The 26,118-nt window shown below is 65.3% G+C and carries 25 protein-coding genes; 4 read left to right on the top strand and 21 right to left on the bottom strand.

The genetic code is table 11. The features are described from left to right. Positions 1-5: 5 nt before the first annotated feature. The 18 genes from queC to J2X57_RS10880 all read right to left on the bottom strand — a co-directional run bounded on the left by queC (position 6) and on the right by J2X57_RS10880 (position 15,387). Positions 6-689, bottom strand: coding sequence for a 7-cyano-7-deazaguanine synthase QueC (queC, locus tag J2X57_RS10965; protein WP_309866937.1), 684 nt, complete (start codon positions 687-689; stop codon positions 6-8). Positions 690-712: 23 nt separating this feature from the next. Next, entirely contained in the window at positions 713-1,405 is a 693-nt protein-coding gene (gene queE / locus J2X57_RS10960; RefSeq protein WP_036110660.1) for a 7-carboxy-7-deazaguanine synthase QueE, read from the bottom strand. Positions 1,406-1,409: 4 nt separating this feature from the next. Continuing rightward, positions 1,410-2,267, bottom strand: coding sequence for a tol-pal system protein YbgF (gene ybgF, locus J2X57_RS10955; RefSeq protein WP_197062424.1), 858 nt, complete (start codon positions 2,265-2,267; stop codon positions 1,410-1,412). A 3-nt stretch (positions 2,268-2,270) separates the two neighbouring features. After that, entirely contained in the window at positions 2,271-2,780 is a 510-nt protein-coding gene (gene pal / locus J2X57_RS10950) for a peptidoglycan-associated lipoprotein Pal (protein WP_036110655.1), read from the bottom strand. Positions 2,781-3,025: 245 nt separating this feature from the next. After that, positions 3,026-4,354, bottom strand: coding sequence for a Tol-Pal system beta propeller repeat protein TolB (gene tolB / locus J2X57_RS10945; RefSeq protein ID WP_090352634.1), 1,329 nt, complete (start codon positions 4,352-4,354; stop codon positions 3,026-3,028). A 110-nt stretch (positions 4,355-4,464) separates the two neighbouring features. Next, on the bottom strand, positions 4,465-5,406 hold the full coding sequence (locus J2X57_RS10940) for a cell envelope integrity protein TolA (RefSeq protein WP_036110649.1): 942 nt from the start codon (positions 5,404-5,406) through the stop codon (positions 4,465-4,467). Further along, positions 5,393-5,845, bottom strand: a complete 453-nt coding sequence (gene tolR, locus J2X57_RS10935; protein ID WP_043695681.1) for a protein TolR — start codon at positions 5,843-5,845, stop codon at positions 5,393-5,395. Before tolR ends, J2X57_RS10940 begins: the two co-directional genes overlap by 14 nt. A 12-nt stretch (positions 5,846-5,857) precedes the next feature. Continuing rightward, positions 5,858-6,541 (bottom strand): protein TolQ, encoded by a 684-nt coding sequence (gene tolQ / locus J2X57_RS10930; RefSeq protein ID WP_036110643.1) that lies wholly within the window; start codon positions 6,539-6,541, stop codon positions 5,858-5,860. A 32-nt stretch (positions 6,542-6,573) separates the two neighbouring features. Next, on the bottom strand, positions 6,574-6,978 hold the full coding sequence (gene ybgC / locus J2X57_RS10925) for a tol-pal system-associated acyl-CoA thioesterase (protein WP_036110640.1): 405 nt from the start codon (positions 6,976-6,978) through the stop codon (positions 6,574-6,576). After that, positions 6,975-8,015 carry a Holliday junction branch migration DNA helicase RuvB gene (ruvB, locus tag J2X57_RS10920; protein WP_036110638.1) on the bottom strand — a complete coding sequence of 347 codons (1,041 nt, stop codon included), beginning with the start codon at positions 8,013-8,015 and terminating at the stop codon, positions 6,975-6,977. The genes ybgC and ruvB overlap by 4 nt, the downstream gene beginning before the upstream one ends. Before the next feature lie 22 nt (positions 8,016-8,037). Continuing rightward, complete coding sequence (locus tag J2X57_RS10915; RefSeq protein ID WP_079522652.1) at positions 8,038-9,939, bottom strand: potassium transporter Kup; 1,902 nt, start codon at positions 9,937-9,939, stop codon at positions 8,038-8,040. Positions 9,940-9,942: 3 nt separating this feature from the next. After that, entirely contained in the window at positions 9,943-10,542 is a 600-nt protein-coding gene (gene ruvA, locus J2X57_RS10910; RefSeq protein ID WP_036110633.1) for a Holliday junction branch migration protein RuvA, read from the bottom strand. Further along, on the bottom strand, positions 10,539-11,060 hold the full coding sequence (gene ruvC, locus J2X57_RS10905; protein ID WP_036110629.1) for a crossover junction endodeoxyribonuclease RuvC: 522 nt from the start codon (positions 11,058-11,060) through the stop codon (positions 10,539-10,541). The genes ruvA and ruvC overlap by 4 nt, the downstream gene beginning before the upstream one ends. A 41-nt stretch (positions 11,061-11,101) precedes the next feature. Further along, positions 11,102-11,851, bottom strand: a complete 750-nt coding sequence (locus tag J2X57_RS10900; RefSeq protein WP_036110626.1) for a YebC/PmpR family DNA-binding transcriptional regulator — start codon at positions 11,849-11,851, stop codon at positions 11,102-11,104. A gap of 50 nt (positions 11,852-11,901) precedes the next feature. Next, positions 11,902-12,546 carry an alpha/beta fold hydrolase gene (locus J2X57_RS10895; RefSeq protein WP_036110624.1) on the bottom strand — a complete coding sequence of 215 codons (645 nt, stop codon included), beginning with the start codon at positions 12,544-12,546 and terminating at the stop codon, positions 11,902-11,904. Positions 12,547-12,566: 20 nt separating this feature from the next. Then, on the bottom strand, positions 12,567-14,339 hold the full coding sequence (aspS, locus tag J2X57_RS10890) for an aspartate--tRNA ligase (protein WP_309866923.1): 1,773 nt from the start codon (positions 14,337-14,339) through the stop codon (positions 12,567-12,569). Positions 14,340-14,412: 73 nt separating this feature from the next. Then, positions 14,413-14,976: a DUF3011 domain-containing protein gene (locus tag J2X57_RS10885; RefSeq protein ID WP_254857321.1), complete on the bottom strand. Its 564-nt coding sequence runs from the start codon at positions 14,974-14,976 to the stop codon at positions 14,413-14,415. Between the two features lie 99 nt (positions 14,977-15,075). Further along, positions 15,076-15,387, bottom strand: coding sequence for a zinc ribbon domain-containing protein (locus tag J2X57_RS10880; RefSeq protein WP_309866920.1), 312 nt, complete (start codon positions 15,385-15,387; stop codon positions 15,076-15,078). 380 nt (positions 15,388-15,767) lie between these two features. Between J2X57_RS10880 and J2X57_RS10875 the strand changes: the two genes are divergently transcribed. Beyond that, a complete protein-coding gene (locus J2X57_RS10875) occupies positions 15,768-18,194 on the top strand; it encodes a TonB-dependent receptor (RefSeq protein WP_081907639.1) in 2,427 nt (808 codons plus the stop codon). Between the two features lie 77 nt (positions 18,195-18,271). Here the strand turns inward: J2X57_RS10875 and clpB are convergent, their stop codons facing one another. After that, positions 18,272-20,854, bottom strand: a complete 2,583-nt coding sequence (gene clpB / locus J2X57_RS10870) for an ATP-dependent chaperone ClpB (RefSeq protein WP_197056493.1) — start codon at positions 20,852-20,854, stop codon at positions 18,272-18,274. 165 nt (positions 20,855-21,019) lie between these two features. Between clpB and otsB the strand changes: the two genes are divergently transcribed. Then, complete coding sequence (gene otsB, locus J2X57_RS10865; protein ID WP_051943327.1) at positions 21,020-21,805, top strand: trehalose-phosphatase; 786 nt, start codon at positions 21,020-21,022, stop codon at positions 21,803-21,805. Then, the gene (otsA, locus tag J2X57_RS10860) at positions 21,802-23,217 is read left to right on the top strand and encodes an alpha,alpha-trehalose-phosphate synthase (UDP-forming) (RefSeq protein WP_079522658.1); all 1,416 of its coding nucleotides are present in this window, start codon (positions 21,802-21,804) and stop codon (positions 23,215-23,217) included. Before otsB ends, otsA begins: the two co-directional genes overlap by 4 nt. Positions 23,218-23,227: 10 nt before the next feature. On the opposite strand, the gene pgeF is transcribed toward otsA, so the two are convergent. Both pgeF and rluD read right to left on the bottom strand, forming a co-directional pair. Further along, positions 23,228-23,962 carry a peptidoglycan editing factor PgeF gene (gene pgeF / locus J2X57_RS10855; protein ID WP_309866913.1) on the bottom strand — a complete coding sequence of 245 codons (735 nt, stop codon included), beginning with the start codon at positions 23,960-23,962 and terminating at the stop codon, positions 23,228-23,230. 2 nt (positions 23,963-23,964) lie between these two features. Then, positions 23,965-24,939 (bottom strand): 23S rRNA pseudouridine(1911/1915/1917) synthase RluD, encoded by a 975-nt coding sequence (rluD, locus tag J2X57_RS10850; protein ID WP_036110604.1) that lies wholly within the window; start codon positions 24,937-24,939, stop codon positions 23,965-23,967. Positions 24,940-25,008: 69 nt separating this feature from the next. Between rluD and J2X57_RS10845 the strand changes: the two genes are divergently transcribed. Next, on the top strand, positions 25,009-25,836 hold the full coding sequence (locus J2X57_RS10845; protein WP_036110601.1) for an outer membrane protein assembly factor BamD: 828 nt from the start codon (positions 25,009-25,011) through the stop codon (positions 25,834-25,836). Positions 25,837-26,118 lie beyond the last annotated feature (282 nt).

Raw genomic sequence — 26,118 nt, 5'->3', positions numbered from 1 at the left:
CGCACTCAGACGTAGTGCGTAGGATCCGGCACGCCAGCCTTGGCGAAGCCCTCGGCACGCAGCCGGCATGCATCGCAGTGACCACACGCCCTGCCCTCGGCGTCGGCCTGATAGCAGCTGACCGTGGCCGAGAAATCCACACCCAGACGCATGCCTTCGCGGACGATGTCACCCTTGCCCATCTGCATCAGCGGCGCATGGATGCGGATGCCCGCCCCTTCGACGCCAGCCTTGGTCGCGACATTCGCCAGAGCCTCGAACGACTCGATGAACGCCGGGCGGCAGTCCGGATAACCGGAATAGTCGACGGCGTTGACGCCGCAGAAAATGTCGGTCGAGCCGAGTACTTCGGCCCAGCCCAGCGCGATCGACAGCATGATGGTGTTGCGGGCGGGCACATAGGTGACCGGGATACCTTCACCGCCATCTTCGGGCACGTCGATATCGGCGGTCAGCGCCGACCCGCCGATGCTGCGCAAGTCCACGTGGACCGTCTTGTGCGTAACCGCGCCGAGCATCTTCGAGACCCGCTCCGACGCCTCCAGCTCGGAGCTATGACGCTGACCATAGGCGACGCTGAGCGCATACACGTCGAATCCCTGCTCGCGGGCCATCGCGATGGTCACCGCGGAGTCCATGCCGCCGGAGACGAGGATCACGGCTTTGCGGGAGGGGTTCGGCGTATTCATGGCGGTACCTTTCTAAAGACGTTTCAGTGGCCGGCCGCATCGTTCCATAGCAGCTTGTGCAACTGCAGCTGGAAACGCACCGGCAGGCGTTCGGCGATGATCCACTCGGCCAGCTCGCGTGGCTCGACCTTGCCCCACACCGGCGAAAACAGGCACATCGCCCGGCTATCGAGGCGGTGTTCCCGGACCGCGTCACGCGACCACTCGAAGTCGCCGCGGCTGGCGATCACGAACTTGACCTGGTCATGCGGCAACAGGTGATCGAGGTTGGACCAGAGATTGCGTGCGCTCTCGCCTGAGTCAGGGGCCTTCAGGTCCATGACTTTACGGACGCGCGGATCGACCGCGGAGACATCGAGCGCACCGGAGGTCTCAAGCGACACGTCGTGCCCGGCGTCGCAGAGCTTGCGCAACAGGATTTGGCAGCGCTTCTGCGCCAGCGGCTCGCCCCCGGTCACGCAGACGTGGCGGGTCCCGTAGCTGGCGACTTCGGCGACGATGGCATCGATGTCGTGCCACTGGCCGCCGTGGAACGAATACTCGGTATCGCACCAGACGCAGCGCAAGGGGCAGCCGGTCAGGCGCACGAATACCGTGGGCCAGCCAATCGCATCGGCTTCGCCCTGGACGGAGTGGAAGATCTCAGTGATCCGCAGCCGCTCCGCGACGGGCGCGACCGGCGAGACGTCCGCCGGGATTGCGGTGCTGCCGTTCATGGGATCAGTTGGCCGTCTGGCGCTGCAGACGACGCAGGCGTTCCTGTGCGAGGCCGGCAGCCTTGGAACCGGGATACTTCGCCGTGACCTGCTTGAGCGTGGCAATGGCGGCGTCCTGCTGCTTCAGCTCGATCTGGCAATAGCCGACCTTGAGCAGGCCGTCGGAGACCTTGTCGCTCTGCGGGTACTGCTTGACCAGCCGCTGGAACGCCTCGATCGCCACCGGGTAGTTCATCGTGACGTAGTACGACTCACCCAGCCAGTAGTAAGCGTTGGGCGCGAGCGGGCTGTCCGGATACTTGATCAGGAAGTCGCGAAAACCACGCGATGCGGTGACGTAATCGCCGCCACGAAGCGACTTGAACGCCGCGTCGTACGCGGCTTGCTGGTCGCCGCTGGCGGGAGCGGAAGCGGCGCCTGCTGCCGTCGGGGCCGCGGCAGCGGCCTGGGCGGCCGGACCCTGCTGCGAGGCGGCAGGCGGCGCGGCGGAGGCCTGCGGTGCGGCGGGTGCGGCGGGCTGCTGGCCCTGAGGCGCGGCGCCACCCTTTTCGATACGGCCCAGACGCGAATCGACATCCGCGTACTGCGCCTTCTGGGAATCCTGGAGTTGCTGGTTCTGGTGCTGCAGTTCTTCGATCTGACCCTGCAGCTGAGCCACCTGCTGCTGGAGATCGTTGACCTGATTGACCAGTGTGGTCGAACCGGCCTGGGCCTGCGACTGCTGCTCGAGCCGCGCGACGCGATCGGCGAGACTGAGGCGCGTGTCCTGCGCGGTGGCGGGCAGACCAAAAAGCATGGCGGACGCAAGAGCGCCCGCCATGCCAAGCCTGGCCGTAAAGCTGGTAGCCAGAGTCTTCTTCATTACTTACTTCGCGGTGTAGACGATCTCAACGCGACGGTTCTTGGCCCAGCAGTCATCGTTGTGCTCACGGCAGGTCGGCTTCTCTTTGCCGTAGCTCGTGACGTTGACCTGACCAGCCGAACCACCAGCCGCCTGGAGAGCGCTGGAGACGGCATTGCCGCGACGCTCGCCGAGGCCGAGGTTGTACTCGCGGGTGCCGCGCTCGTCGGTATTACCCTCGAGGGTCATGGCCGACTGCGGACGATCCTGCAGGTACTTGGCGTGGCAAGCGATGATCTGCTGGAACTCCGGCTTGACGTCGTTCTTGTCGAAGTCGAAGTACACAACGCGCTGACGCAGGCAAGCGTCGGTGTCGAGGTCGGACGGCTGGTACTTGCCGTCGTTGGTCGGAGCCTGGGTCTGCGTGACCGGCTGCGATTCGGTCGGAGCGACCGGCTTGACCTGCTTCTTGGAGCAAGCGGCCGCGCCCACGCAGAGCAGGGCAGCCAGGGTGACGGTAACAGTCTTATTCATGGGACGTTCCTTCAAACAGTTGAGTTCCGACAGTCGGTTTTCGGTTTCGGGACAGGCACCGCCGGTTGTCCGGCTGTTTTTCTACTTACATCTACGCCGACGGGGCGCTGTCCCGCACCCTGCGTCTTCGTTCCGATAACCGCCGCGAAGCGGCTACCGGTTAATTGTCGTCCGCAGAAAAGGCGCGGAATATCCGCGCCCCTCCCTGGACGTTGCCGACGCCGCGCCCCCGAAGGGTCGCCGCATCAGCGCTGTCGATAGGGTCCCCACGACGGTTCGCGCACGTCGCCGTCCGAGAGGACGAGGCGCTGACGCACGGCACCATCTGCCGAAACCGCATACAGGACGCCGCGCGTACCCTGCGATGCGGCGTAAAGCAGCATGCTGGCGTTGGGCGCGAAGCTGGGCGAATCGTCCACGTTACCCGGGGATACGAAGCGCACCTGCCCGCCCAGACTGCGGTCCATGATGGCGATACGATACACGTTCCCGTTGCCCTGCACCATCGCAATCTGCTTACCGTCATAGCTGACGGAAGCGCTGGCGTTGAAGCCACCCTGGAAGGTCACGCGGGTGGCCGCGCCGCCGGCGGCGGACATCTGGTAGATCTGGGGCTTACCCGAGCGATCCGAGGTGAAGAGGATGCTCTGGCCGTCCGGGGTGAAGGTCGGCTCGGTGTCGATCGCGAAGTTGTTGGTCACCCGCGTTTCGGTGCGGCTGGCCACGTCGATGACGAAGATCTCGGGGTTACCCACGTAGGACAGGCTCACCGCCAGCTTGCTGCCATCGGGTGACCAGGCGGGAGCGCTGTTGATGCCGCGCGGGTGCGAGGCGATCAGGCTGCGCGAGCCCGTATTGATGTTCTGGATGTAGACCGCCGAGTTGCCACTCTCGAAGGAGACATAGGCGATCTTGCTGCCGTCCGGCGACCAGGCCGGCGAGAGCAGCGACTCACGCGAACGGGCGACCACCTGCGGATTGAAACCGTCCGAGTCGGCCACGATCAGCGAGTAGGTCGCGTTGTTACCCACGCCCACGGCGGTGATGTAGGCGATGCGAGTCCAGAAGGCGCCGCGGACGCCGGTGATCTTTTCATAGATCTGGTCGGCGATCTGGTGGGCGACGCCACGCAGGTCACCCGCAGGCGCGGTGAACGACTGGGCCAGCAGGCTCTGCTGCTTGTTCACGTCCCACAGCTCGTAATCGATCTTCAGGTTGCCGCCGCCGGCGTCGCTGATGCGGCCGATCGTGAGGAAATCCTGCTTGAGCAGACGCCAGGTGGCGAACTTGATGTCCGAGCCCTGAGACGGCGTCTCGACGATGTCGGCCTTGTCCAGCGAGCGGAACTTGCCGGAGCGGTTGAAATCCGCGCGAATGACGTCGGCGACGTCGGTCGGAAGCGGCGCGCCGCCAGCCTGGGCGAACGGCACCACGGCAATCGGGGTAGCCGTCTTCAGGCCGCCGACGATGTCCACATTGAGGGACTGGGCAGCGGCCGGACCGGCCACGAAGGCGGTCAGGGCAACCAGGAGGATGGCGAGGCGGGAAAGCATTCTGCGCATGGGCGGATTCATTGCGACCTGGGGTTGGGGGACGGCGACGGCATGTTAGCGCGCTGGAAGCGGCCAGCGTGACCCGATTATGAACCGCCCCGCCCGGCGCAGCCGGGTCGGGGCGCGACACATCATTGCGGCCTGAACGTGAAGGTGAGGTTGCGCTGGAAGACGTCCTCGAAGCCCTGATAGGGCAACGGCTGGGCGCGCAGCACCGCGTTCTCGATCGAGGCCTTGCCCGCCGCGTCGTAAGGACAGCTGGCATCGGCCTTCGCACTGAGCACCTGCCCACCCGGAATCTGGGTGATATGCACCGCGCAAGGCGCGTCCGGCATATTGTCCGGGCGCAGCCAGTTCGGCGTCACCGCGTTCTGGATGGCGGCGATGTACAGAGCCTGCTTGCTGTTGTCCTTGCCGTTCTGGCCAGTCTGAACCTTGTCGGCAGGGGGAAGATTCTCCCGGCCGTCGTCCTTGGCGTTGGCCAGATCCTTCAGCTGCTGCTCGGCTTGCTTCTTCTTGCTGTCGGCCTGCTTGGTCTGCGACTTGGCGGCATCGAGCTGCTTGAAGATCTCGTCGATCTGCTTCTGTTTTTCTTTCTTCTTCTCTTCCTGCTGCGCATCCAGCTCGGCCTGACGCTGACGCTGTTGCTCTTCCTGCAGGCGCTTCGCGTCCTCGGCCTTCTGCACGGCGTCGTCGACCACCTTCTCCTGGTCCTTCAGGGCCGGCGTCTTGGGCGGCGGCGGCAACGTCTCGACCTTGGGCTTCTCCGGCTGCGGCGGCGTCGGCGTGGGCTGCGCGGGCGGTGGCGGCACGGTGTTGGGCACCGGCTTCTGCGTGTGCTTGGGAGGCGGCGCGCCCGTCGGACCGATCAGGGTCGCTTCGATGATCTGACCCGGCAACTGGATGGGCGCCGGACACTTCAGCGGATTCCAGTCGGCGGGCAAGCCGATGGCGTCGGCCCACTTTTCGTAGTCCGAGCACGGGATGATCGCGAGACCCAGGAAGGCCACGATACCGATGTGCAGGAGCGCGGCGAGGACGACCGCGCGCGGCGTACCGTTACGGTTTTCCATTCTGCGCGCCCGACTCCGGCTGGCTCATCAGGCCGATCTTGGAGACGCCCGCTTCCTGGAGGATCGGGAGGATCTGGTAAACCTTGCCGTAGCCCACGCGCTGATCGCCGGCGACGAGCACCTGAAGCTCGGGATTGGCATCGTGGAACGCCGTGATCTTGCTCTTGAACTCATCGGCGCTGACCGGCTCGCGCTTGGTGCCGTTCGCGGTGAGGTAGATCTGCCCACCCTCGTCCACCGAAACGACGATCGGGTCTTTCTTGTCCTGCAGGGACTTGGCGTTGGTCTGCGGCAACTGGATGTCGACGCCGAGGTTCATCATCGGTGTGGTGACCATGAAGATGATCAGCAGCACGAGCATGACGTCGATGTACGGCACGACGTTGATCTCGGACTTCAGCTTGCGCTTGTGACGGCGATGTACGTTACGCGTGGCCATGGGGCGGCGGGCTCAGGCGACGTCGTCGGCGTGGATCTGGCGCTGCAGCACCGAGGAGAATTCTTCCTGGAAGACCTCGTAACGCGACGCGACGCGCTCCACCTTGGTGGCGAAGCGGTTGTAGGCCCAGACCGCCGGGATGGCGGCGAACAGGCCCATGGCCGTGGCGATCAGGGCCTCGGAGATGTGCGGGGCGACGACCGAGATGGTCACGTCCTTCATCTCACCCAGACCCTGGAAGGCACCCATGATGCCCCAGACGGTACCGAACAGGCCGATGTAGGGGCTGATCGAACCGACGTTGGCGAGGAATTCGAGGTTCTGTTCGAGCTTGCCGATCTCGCGGGTGCCGGCCACGCGCATGGCGCGCTCGGAGCCTTCCATGATGCGGTCGGCATCGGTCACGCGGCGCTGGCGCTGGCGAGCGAATTCGCGGAAACCCGCCTCGAAGACGTTCTCGATGCCGTGCTGCCCCTCGCGGTTGCCCACCTCGCGGAACAGGGCGGCCAGGTCGGCGCCGGACCAGAAACGGTCCTCGAAGGTCTCGGCGTTGTCGTGGGCGGTCTTCAGCTGGCTGTACTTGCGGATGATGATGACCCACGACAGGAACGAGAAGACGAGCAGAAGCAGCATCACCAGCTGCACCGGCAGGCTCGCTTCCGCGACCAGCTTGAAAATGTTCAGTCCACCGTTCATCGCTTGAAGGCTCTCCGCCGGGTATCTGGGGCTTAGGTAATAGGGAAGGTCTGGGGGAACAGCCCGGCCGGAATCTGGGCCGGACGCATCGTGTCGAGGTTGACGCAGGCTGCTCGCACCGTGGCTCGCAACAACGTCGTGCCCCCACACACGATCTCCTGACCGAACAGCATACTGGCTGAACGCCTCTCTTTGACGGCGACCGTGACCTGGAGTTCATCATCCAGACGGGCCGGACGCAGGAAGTCCAGGTGCATCTCGCGGACGACGAAGCCGAGCGAGGTGGATTCCCTCAGGGCCAGCTGGTCGATGCCCTGGGCGCGCAGCCATTCGGTACGGGCCCGCTCCATGAAGCGCACGTAGTTGGCGTGATACACGACACCACCGGCGTCGGTGTCTTCCCAGTAGATGCGGACAGGAAAGCTGAAATCGCTCATGCGTCGTCCGAAAAAAGGTCGGGCATGGCCGTCTGACGCGGGGGCGGATTGAGCCCGAGGTGGCGCCAGGCCTTGGCCGACGCCATGCGGCCGCGCGCGCTGCGGATCAGGTAACCCTGCTGGATCAGGTAGGGCTCGACCACGTCCTCCAAAGTGCCGCGATCTTCACTCAGGGCCGCCGCGAGCGACTCGACACCGACCGGGCCGCCCTCGAAGTTCTCGATAATGGTACGCAGCAGGCGGCGATCGAGGTCGTCGAAACCTTCCGCGTCGACCTTGAGCATATCCGTCGCGGCCCGGGCCAGGGCATGGGTGATCTTGCCGTCGCCGCGCACTTCGGCGTAATCGCGCACCCGGCGCAGCAGCCGGTTGGCGATACGCGGGGTACCGCGCGAGCGCCGGGCGATCTCGATCGCGCCATCCATATCGCAGTCGATGCCGAAAATTTTCGCGGCACGCCGGACGATCGCGGTCAGCTCGTCCACGCTGTAAAACTCCAGCCGCTGGATGATGCCGAAGCGATCGCGCAGTGGGCCGGTGAGCAGGCCCGCGCGCGTGGTGGCGCCGATCAGGGTGAAGGGCGGCAGGTCCAGCTTGATCGACCGGGCGGCAGGACCCTCGCCGATCATGATGTCGATCTGGAAGTCTTCCATCGCCGGATAGAGGACCTCCTCGACCACCGGCGAAAGCCGGTGGATCTCGTCCACGAAGAGGACGTCATTGGCTTCGAGGTTGGTCAGCAGCGCGGCGAGATCGCCAGCGCGCTCGAGAACGGGGCCCGAGGTGGAGCGTACATTGACGCCCAGCTCGTTGGCGATGACGTGGGACAGCGTGGTCTTGCCCAGACCCGGAGGCCCGAAGATCAGGACGTGATCGAGCGCACCCTGACGACGACGCGCCGCTTCGATGTAGATCGACATCTGCTCGCGCACCGTCTCCTGGCCGAGGTATTCGGCCAGGCGCTTCGGCCGGATGCTCGCCTCCAGGGCGTCGTCATCCATGGCGGCGGTGGCGGAAATAATGCGGTGCTCGGACATGCCCGCATTATGGCATGCCGCCTCAGATCTCGACCTGCGCGCCCAGCTCGATCAACCGGTTGCCCGGAATCTGAAAGAACGCCGTGGCCGGCATCGCGTTACGCGCCAGGAAGGCGAACAGCTTGTCGCGCCACAACGCCATACCCGGACGCCGGGCATCCGCGACGATCGTTTCGCGGGACAGGAAGAACGTCGTGTCCATCATGTCGAAGTCGAGCCCCCGCGAGCTGGCGCGGGACAGCGACAGCGGAATATTCGGATCCTCAGCGAAGCCATAGCGCAGCTGCAGCCCGAAGAAGCCGCCACCGTACTCGATGACTTCCATCCGCTCGTCGAAGTCGGCCACCGGCGTCTCCAGCATTTCGACGGTAAGGAGCACGTTGCGCTCGTGCAGCACCTTGTTGTGCTTGAGGTTATGCAGCATGGCGTGCGGCACGGCGTTCTGGTTGGCCGTGAGGAACACGGCCGTCCCCGGCACGATCAGCGGCGGGTGATCGGCGATATTCGCGACGAAGGGTTCGAGGGCCAGGCCGGACTGCTTGATCTCGCGGACCACCAGCTCCCTGCCCCGCCGCCACGTCGTCATCATGGTGAAGATCACCACGCCGAGCACCAGCGGGAACCAGCCGCCATGAGCGATCTTGAGCGCGTTGGCACCGAAGAACGCGAGATCGGTGATGAGGAAGATGACGCCGACGGTGATGACCGCCGACCAGTGCCAGTTCCAGCGACGGCGCGCGACCACCAGGGCGAGCAGCGTCGTCATCGTCATCGTACCGGTCACGGCGATGCCGTAGGCCGCGCCCAGATTGTTCGACGAGCGGAAGCCGATGACGGCGAGGAACACCAGCACCATCAGCAGGCGATTCACCCAGGGCACGAAGATCTGGCCGGACATCTCGTGCGAGGTGTGCACGACGGCCATGCGCGGCGAGTAGCCCAGCGACATGGCCTCGCGGGTCATCGAGAACGCGCCGGAGATCACGGCCTGCGAAGCGATCACGGCGGACGCCGTCGCCAGCGCGATCATCGGATACAGGAGGTCCTCCGGCACCATCTTGTAGAACGGGTTCTCGATGGCGGTCTGATCGTGCAGCAGCAGCGCGCCCTGCCCGAAATAGTTGATCAGCAGCGCCGGCAGGACGAAGAAGAACCAGGCCAGGCGAATCGGCTTCTTGCCGAAGTGACCCATGTCGGCATACAGCGCCTCACCACCGGTGAGTGCCAGCACGACACCACCAAGCGCGATGAAGGCGGAGCGGCCGTGCTCCGTGAAGAACTTCACGGCGTAGTACGGATTCAAGGCCCAGAGCACCTGCGGATGCTGGATCAGCTGGCGCAGCCCCAGCCACGCTAACACCAGGAACCACAGCGTCATGACCGGCGCGAACGCCTTGCCGACGATCTCGGTGCCGTGCCGCTGGATCGCGAAGAGCACCACCAGGATGACCAGGCAGATCGGCACCACGTAGGTGTCCAGCGATGGCGCGGCGACCTCCAGGCCCTCCACCGCCGAAAGCACGGACATCGCCGGCGTGATCACGCCATCGCCATAGAACAGCGAGGCGCCGAAGATGCCGATCGCGGCCAGAACCCAGCGCGCCCTTGGCGAACCGCTGACGCTGCGCTGCGCGAGCGCCATGAGCGCCATGATGCCGCCCTCGCCCTTGTTGTCGGCGCGCATCACGAAGGTGACGTATTTGAGCGAGATCACCATCAGCAACGACCAGAAGATCAGCGAGAGCACGCCGAGCACCGCGGCAGGCTGCGGCGTCATGCCGTGCGTGCCGAGCGTTTCCTTCATCGTGTACAGCGGGCTGGTGCCGATGTCGCCGAAGACGATACCGATGGCGCCCAGAGCCAGCGCGGCCAGTTTCTTGCCGCGCGCGTTCTGAAGTTCTTCGGCGGGATTGTGATGGCCCATGGCTCAGCCCCCCAGGGCGGCGCGGAGCGCCTTGCGGATGATGGCTTCGGCGGTGTCGCCGTCGGCGGCGGCCTTCTGGACCAGACGCGACGCTTCGACCGGCTTGTAGCCCAGCTGCTGAAGGGCCACCGTGGCTTCACTTACGGGATCGACCGGCGCGGACACGCCCGCCCCCATCGCCGCCGGCAGGCGCACGCCCACCGCGTCGACGCGGTCACGGAGTTCCACGACCATCCGCTCGGCGGTCTTCTTGCCGATGCCCGGAATCTTGGTCAGGGCCACGACGTCGCCCGCATGAACCAGGCGCGACAGCTCATCGGTCGACACACCCGAAAGCACGGCCAGCGCGATCTTCGCGCCGATACCGCTCACCTTGAGCAGGTTGCGGAACATCGCCCGCTCCGCTTCGTGCATGAAGCCGTAAAGCGACACGCCATCCTCTTTCACCGCGTAGTGCGTGAGAAGGATGACCTCCTTGCCGGTTGCCGGAAGGTCGTAAATGGTCGACATGGGAGCGTCGACCTCGTAACCCACGCCACCCACCTCGATGAGGAGGGAGGGCGGCTGCTTGCTGATAAGAGTGCCTCGCAGGCGGCCGATCATCGGCGACGTCTCCATGCCGTGCGCGGGATACCCACGCGTTCAATGCTGGAACGGGTATGCGCGTGGGCGATCGCGATCGCCAACGCGTCGGCGGCGTCCGCCTGGAGCGGACCCTTGATACCGAGGATCATCCCGATCATGTGCTGGACCTGGGTCTTGTCGGCGCGGCCGGTACCGACCACCGCCTGTTTGACCTCGGTCGCCGCGTACTCATGCACGACGATTCCCTGGCTGACAACGGCACACACGGCCGCGCCACGCGCCTGACCCAGCTTCAGGGCCGAGTCGGCGTTGCGCGCCATGAACACACGCTCGATCGCGGCTTCCGCGGGAGCATGCGTACCGATGATGGCGCAGAGTTCGTCAAAGATGCGTTTCAGCCGGAGGGGAAAGGTCGCTTCCCCGCCGACAACGAGCGCGCCATGCCAGACATGGGTGAGCGCGCCATTGTCGGCGACGTCGATGAGACCGACGCCCGTACGCTGGCTACCCGGATCGATACCGAGGATGCGGGTCATGACAGCGAATTAATACGCAAGACGATAAGGGGCCGGAGGCGTCACGCCTCGTCCGCATCCTGCGTCGGGAGAACGGCGTTGTGGTAGACCTCGTCGACATCGTCCAGCGCGTTGAGCCGGTCGAGAAGCTTCTCGAAATGCTCCAGCGCCTCGCCCGTCGGCGTGACCAGGGGGCCGTTGGGCCGCATGACCACGTCGGAGCCTTCGACCTCGAAGCCCGCCGCCACCAGCGCCTTGCGCATGGCCTCCACGGCGATCGGGTCGGCGGCGAGCAGCACCGTACCGACGCCGTTTTCGATGACGATGTCTTCCGCGTTGTTTTCGATCGCGGCCTCTTCGAGCTTGCCCTCGATGTCCGCGTCGCCGCCGGTATGGATCAGCACCTGACCCACACGGGTGAACTGGAACGCGACCGAGTTGGTCGTCCCGAGGTTGCCGCCGAGCTTGGTCAGCGACGCGCGGACGTCGGCGACCGTGCGGGTCTGGTTGTCGGTGACGCAGTCGATGATCAGCGCGGTGCCCGCCGGGCCGTAGCCCTCGTAGCGAACCTCGTGCATGTCCGCCCCGCCCTCGGCACCCGAACCGCGCTTGATCGCGCGATCGATGGTGTCCTTGGTCATGTTGGCGCCCAGCGCCTTGTCGACAGCCGCGCGCAGGCGCGGATTGCCGTTGGGATCGGGCACGCCGCCACGGGTGGCGATGGTGATTTCGCGGATCAGCTTGGTGAACACCTTGGCGCGCTTGGCGTCTTCGGCATTCTTGCGACCTTCGATGGAAGGGCCTCTACCCATGTTCGATTCCTGGACTTACCGGACGGACGAGGGCGCGATTCTATCCGCAATCACGTCGGGGGGCTAAGGGGGGTATCGAAACGCCCCTCCCTCAGAAAGACACCGACCTGCCTGGCGACGTCCGCCGACACCAGCATGCCGGTGTGGCTGGTCTCCAGAACGCAGTGCGCGCAAAGCCCCGGCAGGCGGGTTTCTTCCACGCCGACGGAGCCATCGTGCTCGGCGCCGAGTTCGCCGACGAAAGCCCCCAGACCAACCGGCATGCGGCCGGCGATCATGCCGACCTCGCGGGAACCGTCCCAGCGGTCCAGACCGTGCTCGAGCAGACCCCGGGCGCGCCCCAGCAGCATGTCGCCGCCCCAGCGGTGGGTCAGCCCACGGGCCGCGCCACTGCCATTGAGCGGCGAACCGAGGCATACGATGCGACCCTCGGGCAGGTCCTCGTCGCGGCAGGCCAGCAAAGCAAGGATGCCGCCCAGGCTGTGCCCTACGACGTGGACGGGCCCTGGCCCCAGATGGCGGATGCGCTTGCGCAGCCGCGCGATCGCCTGCTCCGGCGGCGCGGCCACGCTCATGTATTCGAACTGGTGAACCCGGAAACCTTCCTCGCGCAGCCGCCGGCTGAGCATCGCCATGGCGAAGCCCCGCATCCACAAGCCATGGAGGAGCAGGACATCGGCAGGCGAGTCACTCATGGACGCGGGGCTCCGAGGGGTCAGGCTTTCAGCGCCTCCGCGGCGGCGACGCGGACGTGCAGTTCTTTCAGCTGCGGCTCGGAGACCGGCGACGGCGCATCGGTCATAAGATCCTGGGCGCTGGTGGTCTTCGGGAAGGCGATGACGTCACGGATGGATTCCGTACCCGCCATGAGCGCGGCGATGCGGTCGATGCCGAAGGCCAGGCCGCCATGGGGCGGCGCGCCCATGCGCAGCGCCTTGAGGAGGAAGCCGAACTTGGCCTCCGCCTCGTCCGCGCCGATGCCGAGCAGGTCGAATACGGTGCTCTGCATCTCGGGACGGTGGATACGGATGGAGCCTCCACCGATCTCGTTGCCGTTGAGGACCATGTCGTAGCCGCGGCTGACGGCGTCAGCGGCATGGGCGCGAAGATCGGCGATGTCGTCGACCTTCGGGGCGGTGAACGGGTGATGGAGCGCGACGAAGCGTTTTTCTTCGTCGTCGTACTCGAACATCGGGAAGTCGGTGACCCACAGCGGTTTCCAGCTGTTTTCGACCAGACCGCGATCGCGACCGACACGGATGCGCAGGGCGCCCATGAAGTCGGTAACCGTCTTCCATGCGCCTGCACCGAAGAACACGATGTCGCCGTTGCCGGCGCCCGTGAGCGACAGCACCTGTTCGAGCGCGGCGTCGTCGAGGAACTTGGCCACCGGCGAGTTGATGCCTTCGCGACCCTTGGCGAGGTCGTCGACCTTCAGCCAGGCAAGGCCCTTCGCGCCGTAGCGACCCGCGTATTCGGTCAGACCGTCGATGTCCTTACGCGACAGATCCGCCGCGCCAGGCACGCGCAGGGCCGCCACGCGACCGGCCGGGTCGTTGGCGGGACCGGAGAAAACCTTGAACTCGACATGCTTCACGGCCTCGGCGATGTCCGTCAGCTCGAGCGCGATGCGCAGGTCGGGCTTGTCGGACCCGAAGCGGCGCATGGCCTCGGCATAGGTCATACGCGGGAACGACGCATCGAGCTCGACCTTGCGCACTTCGCGGAAGACGTGGCGGATAAGGTTCTCGACGAAGTCCTGGACGTCACGCTCTTCGACGAAGGCGAACTCCAGGTCGAGCTGGGTGAATTCCGGCTGGCGGTCGGCGCGGAGGTCTTCGTCGCGGAAGCAGCGGGCGACCTGATAGTAGCGATCGAAGCCGGCCATCATCAGGATCTGTTTGAACAGCTGCGGCGACTGCGGCAGCGCATAGAACTGGCCCGGGTGCACGCGGCTCGGGACCAGATAGTCGCGCGCGCCTTCCGGCGTGGCCTTGGTCAGGATCGGGGTTTCGATGTCCTGGAAACCGGCGGTATCGAGATAACGACGCAGTTCGCGGACCAGTGCGGTACGCGTGCGCATCATCTGCTGCATCTCGGGACGGCGCAGGTCGAGGTAGCGGTAGGTCATCCGCATGTCCTCGTTCGGCGTCTCGTGCTGCGCGAACGGCAGGTCGCGGGCTTCGTTGAGGATCTCGACGGAATCCGCCAGCAGCTCGACGGTGCCGGTCCTGAGCTTGTCGTTAGGCGACAGGCGCTGGCGAATCTGCCCCGTGACGCGGATGACGAACTCGTTTCCCAGATCGCCGGCGACGGCGAAGGCGACGGCATTCTCGCGCTCGATCACGACCTGGGCGATGCCCTCGTGGTCACGAAGGTCGACGAAGGCCACGTGGCTCTGCAGGCGAAGGGTGTTGACCCAGCCGCACAGGGTGACTTCCTGACCGATCAGCGACTCGTCGATGAGTCCGCAAAAATGAGTGCGCATGCGCTTGAAGCTTCGTGGGAAAAGACCCCGGATCGTAACACGACCGGGGTCCCCAGGCGCCGACGGGAGCCGCTCAGCGGCCGATATCGAACTTCGCGCGGCAACCGTGATCGGCCCAGATGCCGTCCCGGGTGAAGCCGTAGCTGTAGCCCTCGCGACAGGAGGCATTGGAGTTCTGTTCGACCAGGCGAGCACCGCGGCCGAGCGGCCAGCGGCAGAACACGCGCTTGTTGTCTTCGCTGTCGCAGGAGACGATCTGGCCGCTGTTGCCGCCATACCCCGGACGACCGCCACCGGGACGACCATCGTCACCCCAGCCCGGCCGACCGCCATCGCCCCAGCCCGGACGCCCGCCACCGCCCCAGCCGCCGGCCTCCTGGAAGATGCCGCGGCAACCGTCGTCGACCCACAGGCCGTTGCGGTCCATGTCCCAGGTGCGACCCCGTATGCAGGCGGTCTTCGAATCCTGGCGGATCAGGCGGGCGTCACGCCACGGCACCCGGCAGTAGGACCGGCGGCCGTTGTCGCTGAAGCAGTTGACCGTGTCGCCGCCGCGCTGGGCATGGGCGACGTGCGGCGTAGCGAACAGGCCCGCGCCCAGCGCCAGCATGCCGACCAACCCAAGAATGCGTTTCATACCCCTGACCTCCGATGTGTGTGGCGCAAAAACTATCGGAAGGATCCGCAACGCTGTTTGAACGGATCGCAGGAAAACGTTGCCGCGAAGAGCAGTCCGTCAGTCGCCCGTGGACTTCGAGCCCGCTGCGGGAGCGGGAGCTGGAGCGGGCGCCGGGGACGGAGCCGGCGCAGCGGCCGACGCGGGCGCGCCGGACGAGCCTTCCGCAAGATTTCGCTTTTTGTCGCCGTCCTTCTTGAAATCCGTCTCATACCAGCCACCGCCGGCAAGGCGGAACTGCGGCGCGCTCAGCATCCGGCCGACCTGCGGTTCGCCGCAGCTGGGGCACACCGACGGATCGGCGTCGGACATCTTCTGTAGCCGCTCGAAACGATGACCACAGGCCTTGCACTGGAATTCGTAGATGGGCATGACGCGGGAGCCTTGGGATTCAGCCCGGCATTATCTGGCCGGCGCGGGGATTTTCAATGATCCGCCCGGCGGCACGAACGCGGAACCGGGCACAGGATTTTGCATTGCACCAACATGGTCTTACGAGCCAGTTTCGTGCCAGACCCTTAAAAAAAGGGCTCTTCATGCCTTCGTTTCACCATTATGGCGCATTTGTTACGAGCGTGTTGACGCACCGCAAGGTGCGTGCATAGCGTGAATCCAACGCGGCACTTTCGTCCGCGTCCGCGGGGTGTCCCGCCTCGCGTACCGTAGCTCGCCCTGGGGACCCATCAATGACGACAGGCAAGACCCTACGACGCAAACCGTCGGCCAGCTTCTGGCTACCCGCGCTTGGCCTCATGATCGTGACGCCCGGCTATGCACAGGACACCACACCGCCCCCCGATACGAAGGAGGCACGCCAGCTCGATCAGGTGGTGGTCACGGGTACACGCAGCACGACACGGACGGAAGCGAATTCGCTTTCCCCCATCGACGTACTTTCGCCCAAGGATCTTACCTCAACCGGCAGTACCGACCTCGCCACGGCGCTCGGACGCCTGCTGCCGTCCCTGGACTTTCCGCGTCCCGCGATCAACGATGGTAACGACGCGATTCGCCCGGCCAGCCTGCGCGGCCTGTCCCCCGACGCCACGCTGGTCCTCGTCGACGGCAAGCGCTATCACACGTCGGCACTGGTCAATTACAACAACTCGGTGGGACGCGGCGCCGCACCGGCCGACCTCAACTCGATTCCGATCTCCGCGATCGACCACATCGAGGTGCTGCGTGACGGCGCCGCGGCGCAGTACGGATCGGATGCGATCGCCGGCGTGATCAACGTCGTGCTCAAACACGGCGCCGGCGAAGGCAAGAACTCGATCAATGCCAACTACGGCATCATGGACAAGGGCGACGGAGAAACCAACGGTATCGACGGGTCGCTCGGCATCGACCTCGGCGGCAAGGGAGCCGATGCGAAGGGCTGGGCGCGTATCGCGTTCAACTACCAGAATTCGATGAACACCAACCGCGCCTCGCCGGTGAGCCTGTTCACCCCGGAAGAGGCCGCCGACGGCAACGTCGCCCACCAGCGTTACGGCGACCCGGCGGTAAAGACCTATCAGGTACTGACCAACTTTCAGTATGCCGTCGCGCACAACGTCGACGTCTATGGTTTCCTCAGCCTCAGCCGTCGCGACGTCGTCTCCAACGGCTATTACCGCGGCGCCACCAACGCGCGCAACGTACCCGACATCTACCCCGACGGTTTCCTTCCGCAGATCGTCAACCATACCAACGACTCCACCGGCGTACTCGGTGTCAAAGGCGTGACCGACGGCGGATGGCGCTGGGACGCCTCCGGCAACTACGGCATCAACAGCCTGGTGTTCGACGTACAGAACAGCATCAACACCAATCTGTACTACTCCACCGGCGCGTCGCCGACGTACTTCAACGCGGGCACCTTCAAGAACTCGCAGGCGCTGGCCAACATCGACATCGGCAAGGACTTCAGTGTCGGCTGGCTGCCCAACCCCCTGACGCTCGCCTTCGGTGCCGAGTACCGCAAGGAGAAGTACCAGATCGATGCGGGCGATCCGGAGTCGTACTACTTCAATCAGAACACGCTGATTCCGGGCACGGACACGCCGTATGCCGGCGGTGCGCAGGTGTTTCCGGGTCTCAACCCGACCGCTGCCGGAAGCTTCACGCGACACAGCGAGGCGGCGTACGTCGATCTCGAGACCGACCTCACCGACAAGTTCTCCGCCGGGGTCGCCGGCCGCTACGAGCACTACAGCGACTCCGGCTCGACACGCTCGGGCAAGCTTTCCGCGCGCTACCAGTTCGTGCCTGAGTTCGCTCTGCGCGGCACCATCTCGAACGGCTTCCGCGCACCGTCGCTGGCCCAGCAGAACTATCAGTCGGTCGTGACCATCATCGACCCCACGACCGGCCAGCTTGCGCAGACCGGCACGTACCGCACCTCCGATCCCGCGGCCGTCGCCCTCGGCGCCAAACCGCTGAAGCCGGAGAAATCCGCGAACTACAGCATCGGCGCGGTGTGGGAACCGACCGCGGATTTCAGCGCCACGCTCGATCTGTACCAGATCCGTATCTGGCACCAGATTCTCTACTCCGACACCATCAGCCTCACCGACCCGTTGCTGGCGGCGTATTTCAACAGCGTGGTACCCGGCCAGCAGGTAACGGCGATTCAGTACTTCGCCAACTCGGCCGCCACACGCACGCGCGGTGCCGACCTCGTCCTGAACTATCGCGTGCCGACGACGAGCTTCGGCCAGTTCAACCTGCTGGCGAGCGGTAACTACAACAAGGTGAAGGTGCTCTCGGTCGGGGCGACGCCAGCCGTGTTGCAGGAGAATTCGTCAGGCCCGATCGAACTCTTCGGCCGATCCAGCCAGGGCATCCTGACCAGCGCGACACCGCGAACGAAGTTCCTGCTCGGTGCCGACTGGACACTCGGTGGATTCAACGCCCATGCGGACCTGACTCGCTACGGCTCGGTGATCCGCGTGAATACGGATCCGAGCACCGACCAGAAGTTTCCGGCGCGCTGGCTGCTCAATCTGTCCGGCGGTTACACCATCGGCCAGTGGAACTTCGGCGTCGGCGTGGATAACGTTACCAACCAGTACCCGCAGCGCGTGAAGCCGACCAACAGCGGCGAGGACTACTTCAGCGGCCTGCAGTACTCCGCGCTGTCGCCGTTCGGCTTCAACGGGCGGTATTACTACGCGAAGGTGGGGTTCCGGTTCTGAAGAACCGGAACGTGTAGGAGCGCGCCTCGCACGCGATCGTGAAGAATCGCGCGCGAGGCGCGTTCCTACACGGGCTTTTATGCCGCCTCGAAGATCAGGTGATTCCCATCCGAATCGACCCGGATCGTCTGCCCGGCCGAAAACGCACCCTGCAGGATCCGCTGCGCCAGCGGATTCTCCAGCTGCTGCTGGATAGCCCGCTTGAGCGGGCGCGCACCGTAGACCGGATCGAAGCCCGCACTGCCCAGCAGATCGAGCGCCTTGTCACTCAGTTCCAGCGACAGCTGACGATCGGCCAGACGCTTTGCCAGGTAATCCAGCTGGATGCGGGCGATCGACCGGATCTGCTTCTTGTCGAGCGGACGGAACACCACCAGGTCGTCCAGACGATTGATGAACTCCGGACGGAAGTGCGCCTGCACGACACCCAGCACGGATGCCTTCATCTGCATGTAGTCGGCCTCGCTGTCGCCCGCCTGCTCCTGGATCAGGTTGGAGCCCAGGTTCGATGTCATGACGATCACGGTGTTGCGGAAATCGACCGTGCGACCCTGACCGTCGGTGAGGCGACCGTCGTCCAGCACCTGCAGCAGGATGTTGAACACATCCGGATGCGCCTTCTCGACCTCATCGAGCAGGATCACGCTGTACGGACGACGACGCACCGCTTCGGTCAGGTACCCACCCTCTTCGTAACCGACGTAACCTGGAGGCGCGCCGACGAGGCGGCTCACGGAGTGCTTCTCCATGAACTCGCTCATGTCGATGCGGACCATCGCGTCCTGCGTATCGAACAGAAAGTCCGCCAGCGCCTTGCACAGTTCCGTCTTGCCGACGCCCGTGGGGCCGAGGAAAAGGAACGAGCCATAAGGACGGTTCGGATCCGACAAGCCGGCACGCGCGCGACGAATCGCATCCGACACCGCGCGCACCGCCTCTTCCTGCCCGACGACACGGGCGTGCAGCGCACTCTCCATGTGCAGGAGTTTTTCGCGCTCGCCTTCGAGCATCTTGTTGACCGGAATACCCGTCCAGCGAGCGACGACCTCCGCGATCTCCTCGGCCGTCACACGGTCCTGCAGCAGTGTGAAGTCCTGCTTCTCGGCCTGTTGCGCGGCCGCCAGCTGCGCTTCCAGAGCGGGTAACCGGCCGTACTGGATCTCGCTCATCGCGCCGTAATCCTGGCGACGCTGTGCGGCTTCGAGTTCGAGGCGAGCCTGTTCGATCTGCTCCTTGATCTTCGTCGCGCCCTGCAACATCGCCTTTTCGGACTTCCATACCTCGTTGAGGTCCGAGAATTCGCGATCGAGGGTTTCGATATCCGACTCGAGGTTGGCGAGGCGCTGCTTCGACTCGTCGTCCGGCTCCTTCTTCAGCATCTCGCGCTGGATTTTCAGCTGGATCAGCCGGCGTTCGAGGCGGTCGAGTTCTTCCGGTTTGGAGTCGATCTCCATGCGGATACGCGATGCCGCTTCGTCCATCAGGTCGATGGCCTTGTCAGGCAGCTGACGATCGGGGATGTAGCGCGCCGAAAGCGTGGCGGCCGCCACGATGGCCGGATCGGTGATCTCAACGCCATGATGGACGGCATAGCGCTCCTTCAGGCCGCGCAGGATGGCGATCGTGTCTTCCACGCTCGGCTCACCCACGTACACCTTCTGGAAGCGACGCTCGAGCGCGGCATCCTTTTCCACATACTTGCGGTATTCGTCGAGGGTCGTGGCACCGATGCAATGCAGTTCGCCACGCGCAAGCGCCGGCTTGAGCATGTTGCCCGCGTCCATCGCGCCGTCGGCCTTGCCCGCACCGACCATGGTATGCAGCTCGTCGATGAACAGGATGACCCGACCTTCCTGTCTGGACAGGTCGTTGAGCACGGCCTTGAGGCGCTCCTCGAATTCGCCACGGAATTTCGCGCCCGCGATCAGCGCGCCCATGTCGAGCGAAAGGACGCGTTTGTCGCGCAGGCCTTCCGGCACTTCGCCATTGACGATGCGCTGCGCCAGGCCTTCGACGATGGCCGTTTTGCCCACGCCGGGCTCACCGATCAGCACCGGATTGTTCTTCGTGCGGCGCTGAAGGACCTGGATCGTGCGTCGGATTTCCTCGTCACGGCCGATCACCGGATCGAGCTTGCCGTTCTCGGCCCGTTCGGTCAGGTCGATGGTGTACTTCTCGAGCGCCTGCCGCTGCTCTTCGGCGTTCTCGGACTGCACCTTCTCACCACCGCGCAGCTTCTCGATCGCGGCCTCGAGGCGCTCCTTCGTCGCGCCCGCGGCCTTGAGCGCACCACCCACTTCGCCACGATCCTCCAGCGTCGCCAGGAGGAACAGCTCACTGGCGATGAACTGGTCGCCACGCTGCTGGGCCAGCTTGTCGGTGAGGTTCAACAGGCGGTTGAGGTCGTTGCCGAGGTTGATGTTGCCCTCCTGGCCGCTGACGCGCGGCAGGCGGTCGAGGATCTCGCCCACACGCTGGCGCAGCGCGGGTACGTTCACCCCGGCCTGGGTGAGCAATGGACCCGTCGAACCGCCTTGCTGGTCGAGCAGCGCGACCAGGACGTGGGCCGGCTCGAGCATGTTGTTGTCGCGGCCCACGGCCAGCGACTGTGCGTCCGCCAGGGCCTGCTGGAAACGCGACGTAAGTCTGTCCATTCGCATCGTAAGGTGTCTCCCAAAAGGTGATGGCGCGACCCGGGACCTCCCCGCGACCGCCTCTGGCGCAAGAGATGCGGCTCGAACATTAGTCCTTCAACGGTCAAAAGCGAGCACTTTTTTCACGCGAGCGACGGCATCCTCGGGGGATAGCCGCCCGATGGAAACGCCGTGACAGCCGACCGCGACACCTTGCCCCGTCCACCTGTGGATCTGATCGACAGCCGGACCGCTCTCTTCCTCGACGCCGATGGCACGCTCCTGGCGTTCGCCGACGACCCCGCCGCCGTCGCGCCCGCGGACGGCCTGATGGATACGCTGGATGCCCTGCGCAGGGAACTCGGTGGCGCCGTGGCACTGGTCAGCGGACGGGCCATCGCCGGGCTCGACGCGATCTTCCATCGTCCGGACTGGGCGGCTGCCGGGCAGCACGGCCTGGAGCGCCGGGACGACAAGGGCCAACTGGTGACGGTGCCGGTCGACGAGGAAGCCCTGGCCCGGCTGCGTGCGACGGTGCACGCCGTCGCGGCGGAACTGCCGGGGGTTCGGGTGGAAGACAAGAGCTGGTCGGTGGCGCTGCACTGCAGGGAACACCCCCGCTACGAAGCCGAACTGGCCAGACGCACGCCAGAGATCGCGGCGGCGTTTCCCGGCTTCGAACTCCAGCCGGGAAGCTACGTGTTCGAGTTCAAGCCGCGCGGCATGGACAAAGGGGTGGCGGTCGCCGCCTTTCTGGCAGAAGCGCCCTTCGCGGGCAGACGCCCGGTCTATCTGGGTGACGACCTGACCGATGAGCACGCCTTCGCCGTCGTCAATGAACGGGGCGGCGCGTCCATCCGGATCGGCACGCGGACCCCGTCGCAAGCCGCTTTCACATTGTCTAGCCCGAGCGACGTTCAGAATTGGCTGGATTCCGTGAAAGCCACGTTGACGCAAGGAGCCGTACGCGCACAATGAGCCGACTAGTCGTCATATCGAACCGCGTGGCGCTGCCTAAGCAGACGCAGACCGGTGGCCTTGCCTCCGCGATGAACGCGGCGCTGCAGGAAATGGGCGGCCTCTGGTTCGGCTGGAGCGGCAACATCGCCGCTGAGACCGGCAAGGAGCTGCACGAGGTCAGCGACGGACACATCGAATACGCCACGATCGACATGTCCAAGGCGGACCATGACGATTACTACAGCGGCTTCGCCAACCGGGCGCTGTGGCCCCTGTTCCATTATCGGGGCGATCTGGTCGACTACCGGCGCGACCACCTCGAAGGCTATTTCCGGGTGAACCGCGCGTTTGCCAAGCGCGTGGCGAAGCTGCTCAAAAAAGACGACATCATCTGGGTACACGACTACCACCTGATTCCGCTGGCTTCCATGCTGCGCGAGCTGGGCGTCGAGAACCGGATCGGCTTCTTCCTGCATACGCCCCTGCCCGCCGCCGGTCTGCTGATCACACTGCCCCGCCACCGCGAACTGCTCGAGCCGCTGGCGTCCTATGATCTGGTGGGCCTGCATACGCAGCGCGACCTGCGTGCGCTGGAAGACTATTTCCTGCACGAACTGGGCGCTGCGATGCGCACGGGTGGCCGGATCCGCGCCGCCAACGGCCGCATCTTCCGCGCCGGTGTCTTCCCGATCAGCATCGATACGGCCGAAGCGGTCGAGCTGGCCCATCGCGCCGAAGACAGTGGTGCGGTCGCCAAGCTCCGGGCCAGCATCGACGATCGCCAGCTGATCATCGGCGTCGACCGCCTCGACTACTCCAAGGGCCTTCCGGAGCGCTTCGAGGGCTTCGCGCGGCTATTGCGCGACCACAAGGACATGCGCGGCCGGGTCTCGCTGCTGCAGATCGCCCCGCCTTCGCGCTCGGACGTTCCGGAATATCGCTCGCTGCGCCGCGAACTCGAGCGCAGCGCCGGTCACATCAACGGCCAATACGCCGAGCCCGACTGGGTGCCCATTCGCTACGTCAACAAATCCTTCGGGCACAAGGTGCTCGCCGGGTACTTCCGTGTGGCCAAGGTTGGCTTGGTCACGCCCCTGCGCGACGGCATGAACCTCGTCGCCAAGGAATACGTGGCCTGCCAGGACCCGCAGGATCCGGGCGTGCTGGTGCTGTCGCGCTTTGCCGGTGCGGCCCAGGAACTGGACGCCGCCCTGCTGGTGAACCCGTCCGATCTGGACGAGGTATCGGAAGCGCTCAAGCGAGCCCTCGAGATGCCGCTGAAGGAGCGGCGCATGCGCTGGCAGTCGATGATGGACGTGCTCGAGCGGAACGACATCACGACGTGGCGTAACGCGTTCCTGCATGCGCTGATGGAACCGCCCAAGGTGAAGCCGGAAATCTACGTGCAGCGGCCCATGACGGCCCCCTGAGGTCGTCGCCTCAGCGGGTCCAGATGAGGCTGGCGAAGCGGCCGCTGGCCGCACCGTCGCGACGATAGGAGTAGAGCCGGTCGTCGCGGAAGGTGTCGAAGCCGCCACCGGACACGTTCGTCACTCCCGCACGGGACAACTTGCGCTGCGCCAGCCCATACAGATCGCAGTGCCAGTGTCCGGGCCGCGTCGGCGTAAAAGCCGCTTCGGCGCCCGGATCCGTGTCGACGAAGGCCGCACGGACCTCCTCGCCCACTTCGTAAGACGCCGCACCGATCGCGGGTCCCAGCCAGGCCTGAACGCCATCGGCATCCATCCGGGCCACGGTGCGCTCCAGGACACCGGCCGCCAGTCCGCGCCAGCCGGCGTGAGCGGCGCCGATGGTCTCGCCATCCGTCGAAGAAAAAAGCACCGGCAGGCAGTCCGCCGTCAGGATGGCCAGGACACGGCCCGGCCCGCGTGCGATCGCGGCATCGGCCACGGGCTCTTCACCGTGGGCGCCCGGTGCGTCGGCCACGTCGACACCGTGGACCTGGCGCAGCCACAGCGGCGCCTCGGGAAGCCCGAGGGCCGGCAACAGCGCCGCGCGGTTGGCGGCCACCGCCTCCGGCGCATCGCCCGAGCGCAGGCCCAGATTGAACCGTCCGTACGGACCAACCGATACGCCGGGGCCGTTCCGGGTGGCAACGACGGCGCCGACGCCCGCGGGCGCCACCCAGTCCGGAACGATCCAGGCCTCGGTCATGCTCAGTCCTCGATCGGATGCAGCTCGGTGTCGAGCCGCAGCGTCGCGATCAGGGCGTCCTGATCCGCAGGCCGCGGCGAATCGAACTCGAGACGCTCACCGCTGATCGGGTGGTCGAAGGCCAGCTTCTCGGCATGCAGAGCCTGCCGACGGAAGCCGCGCAGGGCGTCGATCAGCTCCTGGCTGGCGCCGCGCGGCAGGCGCAGCCCGTTGCCATAGAGCTGATCGCCGACCAGCGGATGGCCGATATGCGCCATATGCACGCGAATCTGATGGGTACGCCCCGTCTCCAGGTTGCACTGGAGGACGCTGTGCGAGCGGAACCGCTCGCGCACCCGGTAATGGGTGATCGCTTCCTTGCCGCCGTCCACCACGTCGCGGACCCCCTGCTTCAGGCGATCGTGCTGGTGACGGCCGATCGGCTGATCCACCGTACCGCCGGCGACCATGGTGCCAAGGACCACCGCTTCGTACTGCCGGTGGACGTCGTGGCGCGAAAGCATGGCGACCAGGCCCGTGTGCGCCGCCAGGGACTTGGCGACCACCATGAGACCCGCCGTGTCCTTGTCGAGGCGATGCACGATACCGCCGCGTGGCAACTCGGCGAGCGACGGCGCGTGATGCAGCAACGCGTTCAGCAGGGTGCCCGCCGGATTGCCCGCCCCGGGATGGACGACCAGCCCCATAGGCTTGTCCAGCACCAGGAGGTCGTCGTCCTCATAGCGGATGTCCAGAGCGATATCCTCGGGCAGGGCGTGGACTTCCGCCTCCAGCTCCGCTTCCAGCACCACGTGCTCCCCACCCCGGACGAGATGCCGCGGAGCCACCCGGGCCCCGTCCAGCAACAGTTTCCCGTCCTTGATCCAGCCCGTCAGGCGGGATCGGGAGTAATCGGGGAACATCTCGGCCACGGACTGGTCGAAACGCCGTCCAGCGGCCGTCACCGGTACCGTGGCTTCATGCCGGACCGTCGTCATACCGACCCGCCCGGCCGAAGGCCGGTTTCGGCTATCATGCCCATTCGCTTAAGCATCCGAACTCTCTCAATGCGTGCAACCAAGATCACCATTCTGCTCGTCCTCGCCCTGTCGATGAGCGCCTGCTCGATGTTCCGCAGTAAGAAGGAGACGATCGACACGATGCCGGTCGACCGGCTGTATGCCAATGCTCACAACTCGTTGGAGCATTCCGATTACGCCGCGGCCGAGAAAGCGTACCAGCGACTGATCGCTCGCTTCCCGTCGGGTGACATCAATGAACAGTCGCAAATCGAACTGGCGTACGCGCAGTACAAAGACAACAAGCCGGATGACGCTTACTCGACGATCAACCGCTTCATCAAGACGTTTCCGACCCACAAGCATGCAGATTATGCCTATTACCTGCGCGGTCTGATCAATTTCGATCGCACGGGCGGCATCATCGAGCGCTACCTGCAGCGTGACAACTCGGGTTCGACCCGTCGCGACCAGGGTTTCAACCTGACCGCATTCGACGATTTCAGCCAGCTGACGCGTCGTTATCCGAACAGCGCCTACGCCACCGACGCCCGCCAGCGCATGATCTTCCTGCGCAATCAGCTGGCCCGCTTCGAGATCAACGTGGCCGAGTACTACCTGCGCACCAAGGCCTATATCGCTTCGGCGGATCGCGCCCAGTACGTGATCGAGCACTACCAGCAGTCGCCGGAAACGGGCGACGCCCTGGCCATCCTGACCCGCAGCTACCTCGGTCTCGACCGTCAGCCGCTGGCGGACCAGAGCCGCAAGGTGCTGGCCCTGAACTATCCGGACCACCCGTACCTCACGGACCCGAACTGGCCGCACCATCCGTCGATCTGGCGCAAGGCGATCCCGTTCTCGGGGCACCATTGATCCCTGGATGACGAAGAAAACCGGCGAAAGCCGGTTTTTTTTGCGGGCATGTTTGTCTGGGCTCGGCTTCGCCGTCGCGTTTAGCTTGCCGGGGCATTGGATGTCGCCTGTAAGAGCCGGCGGATGCCACCCTCGCGTCCACGCCTGCGGCGACCCCTCAGGGAAAGGCCGCTACCGCGGCCGTATCTCAATGGCCTTCGGCCGGGTCGGGCTCCGACTGGGGGTTTTCGAGTCGGCTGTCCCTGCCTCCCCGAAAACGGCCGGTCATCCCTGACCGGCCCC

The organism is Luteibacter sp. 1214 (genome assembly GCF_031455395.1).
Taxonomy (GTDB): Bacteria; Pseudomonadota; Gammaproteobacteria; order Xanthomonadales; family Rhodanobacteraceae; genus Luteibacter; species Luteibacter mycovicinus.
The sequence above is the reverse complement of the archived record's forward strand: the minus strand, read 5'-3'. Positions and strand labels throughout refer to the sequence as shown.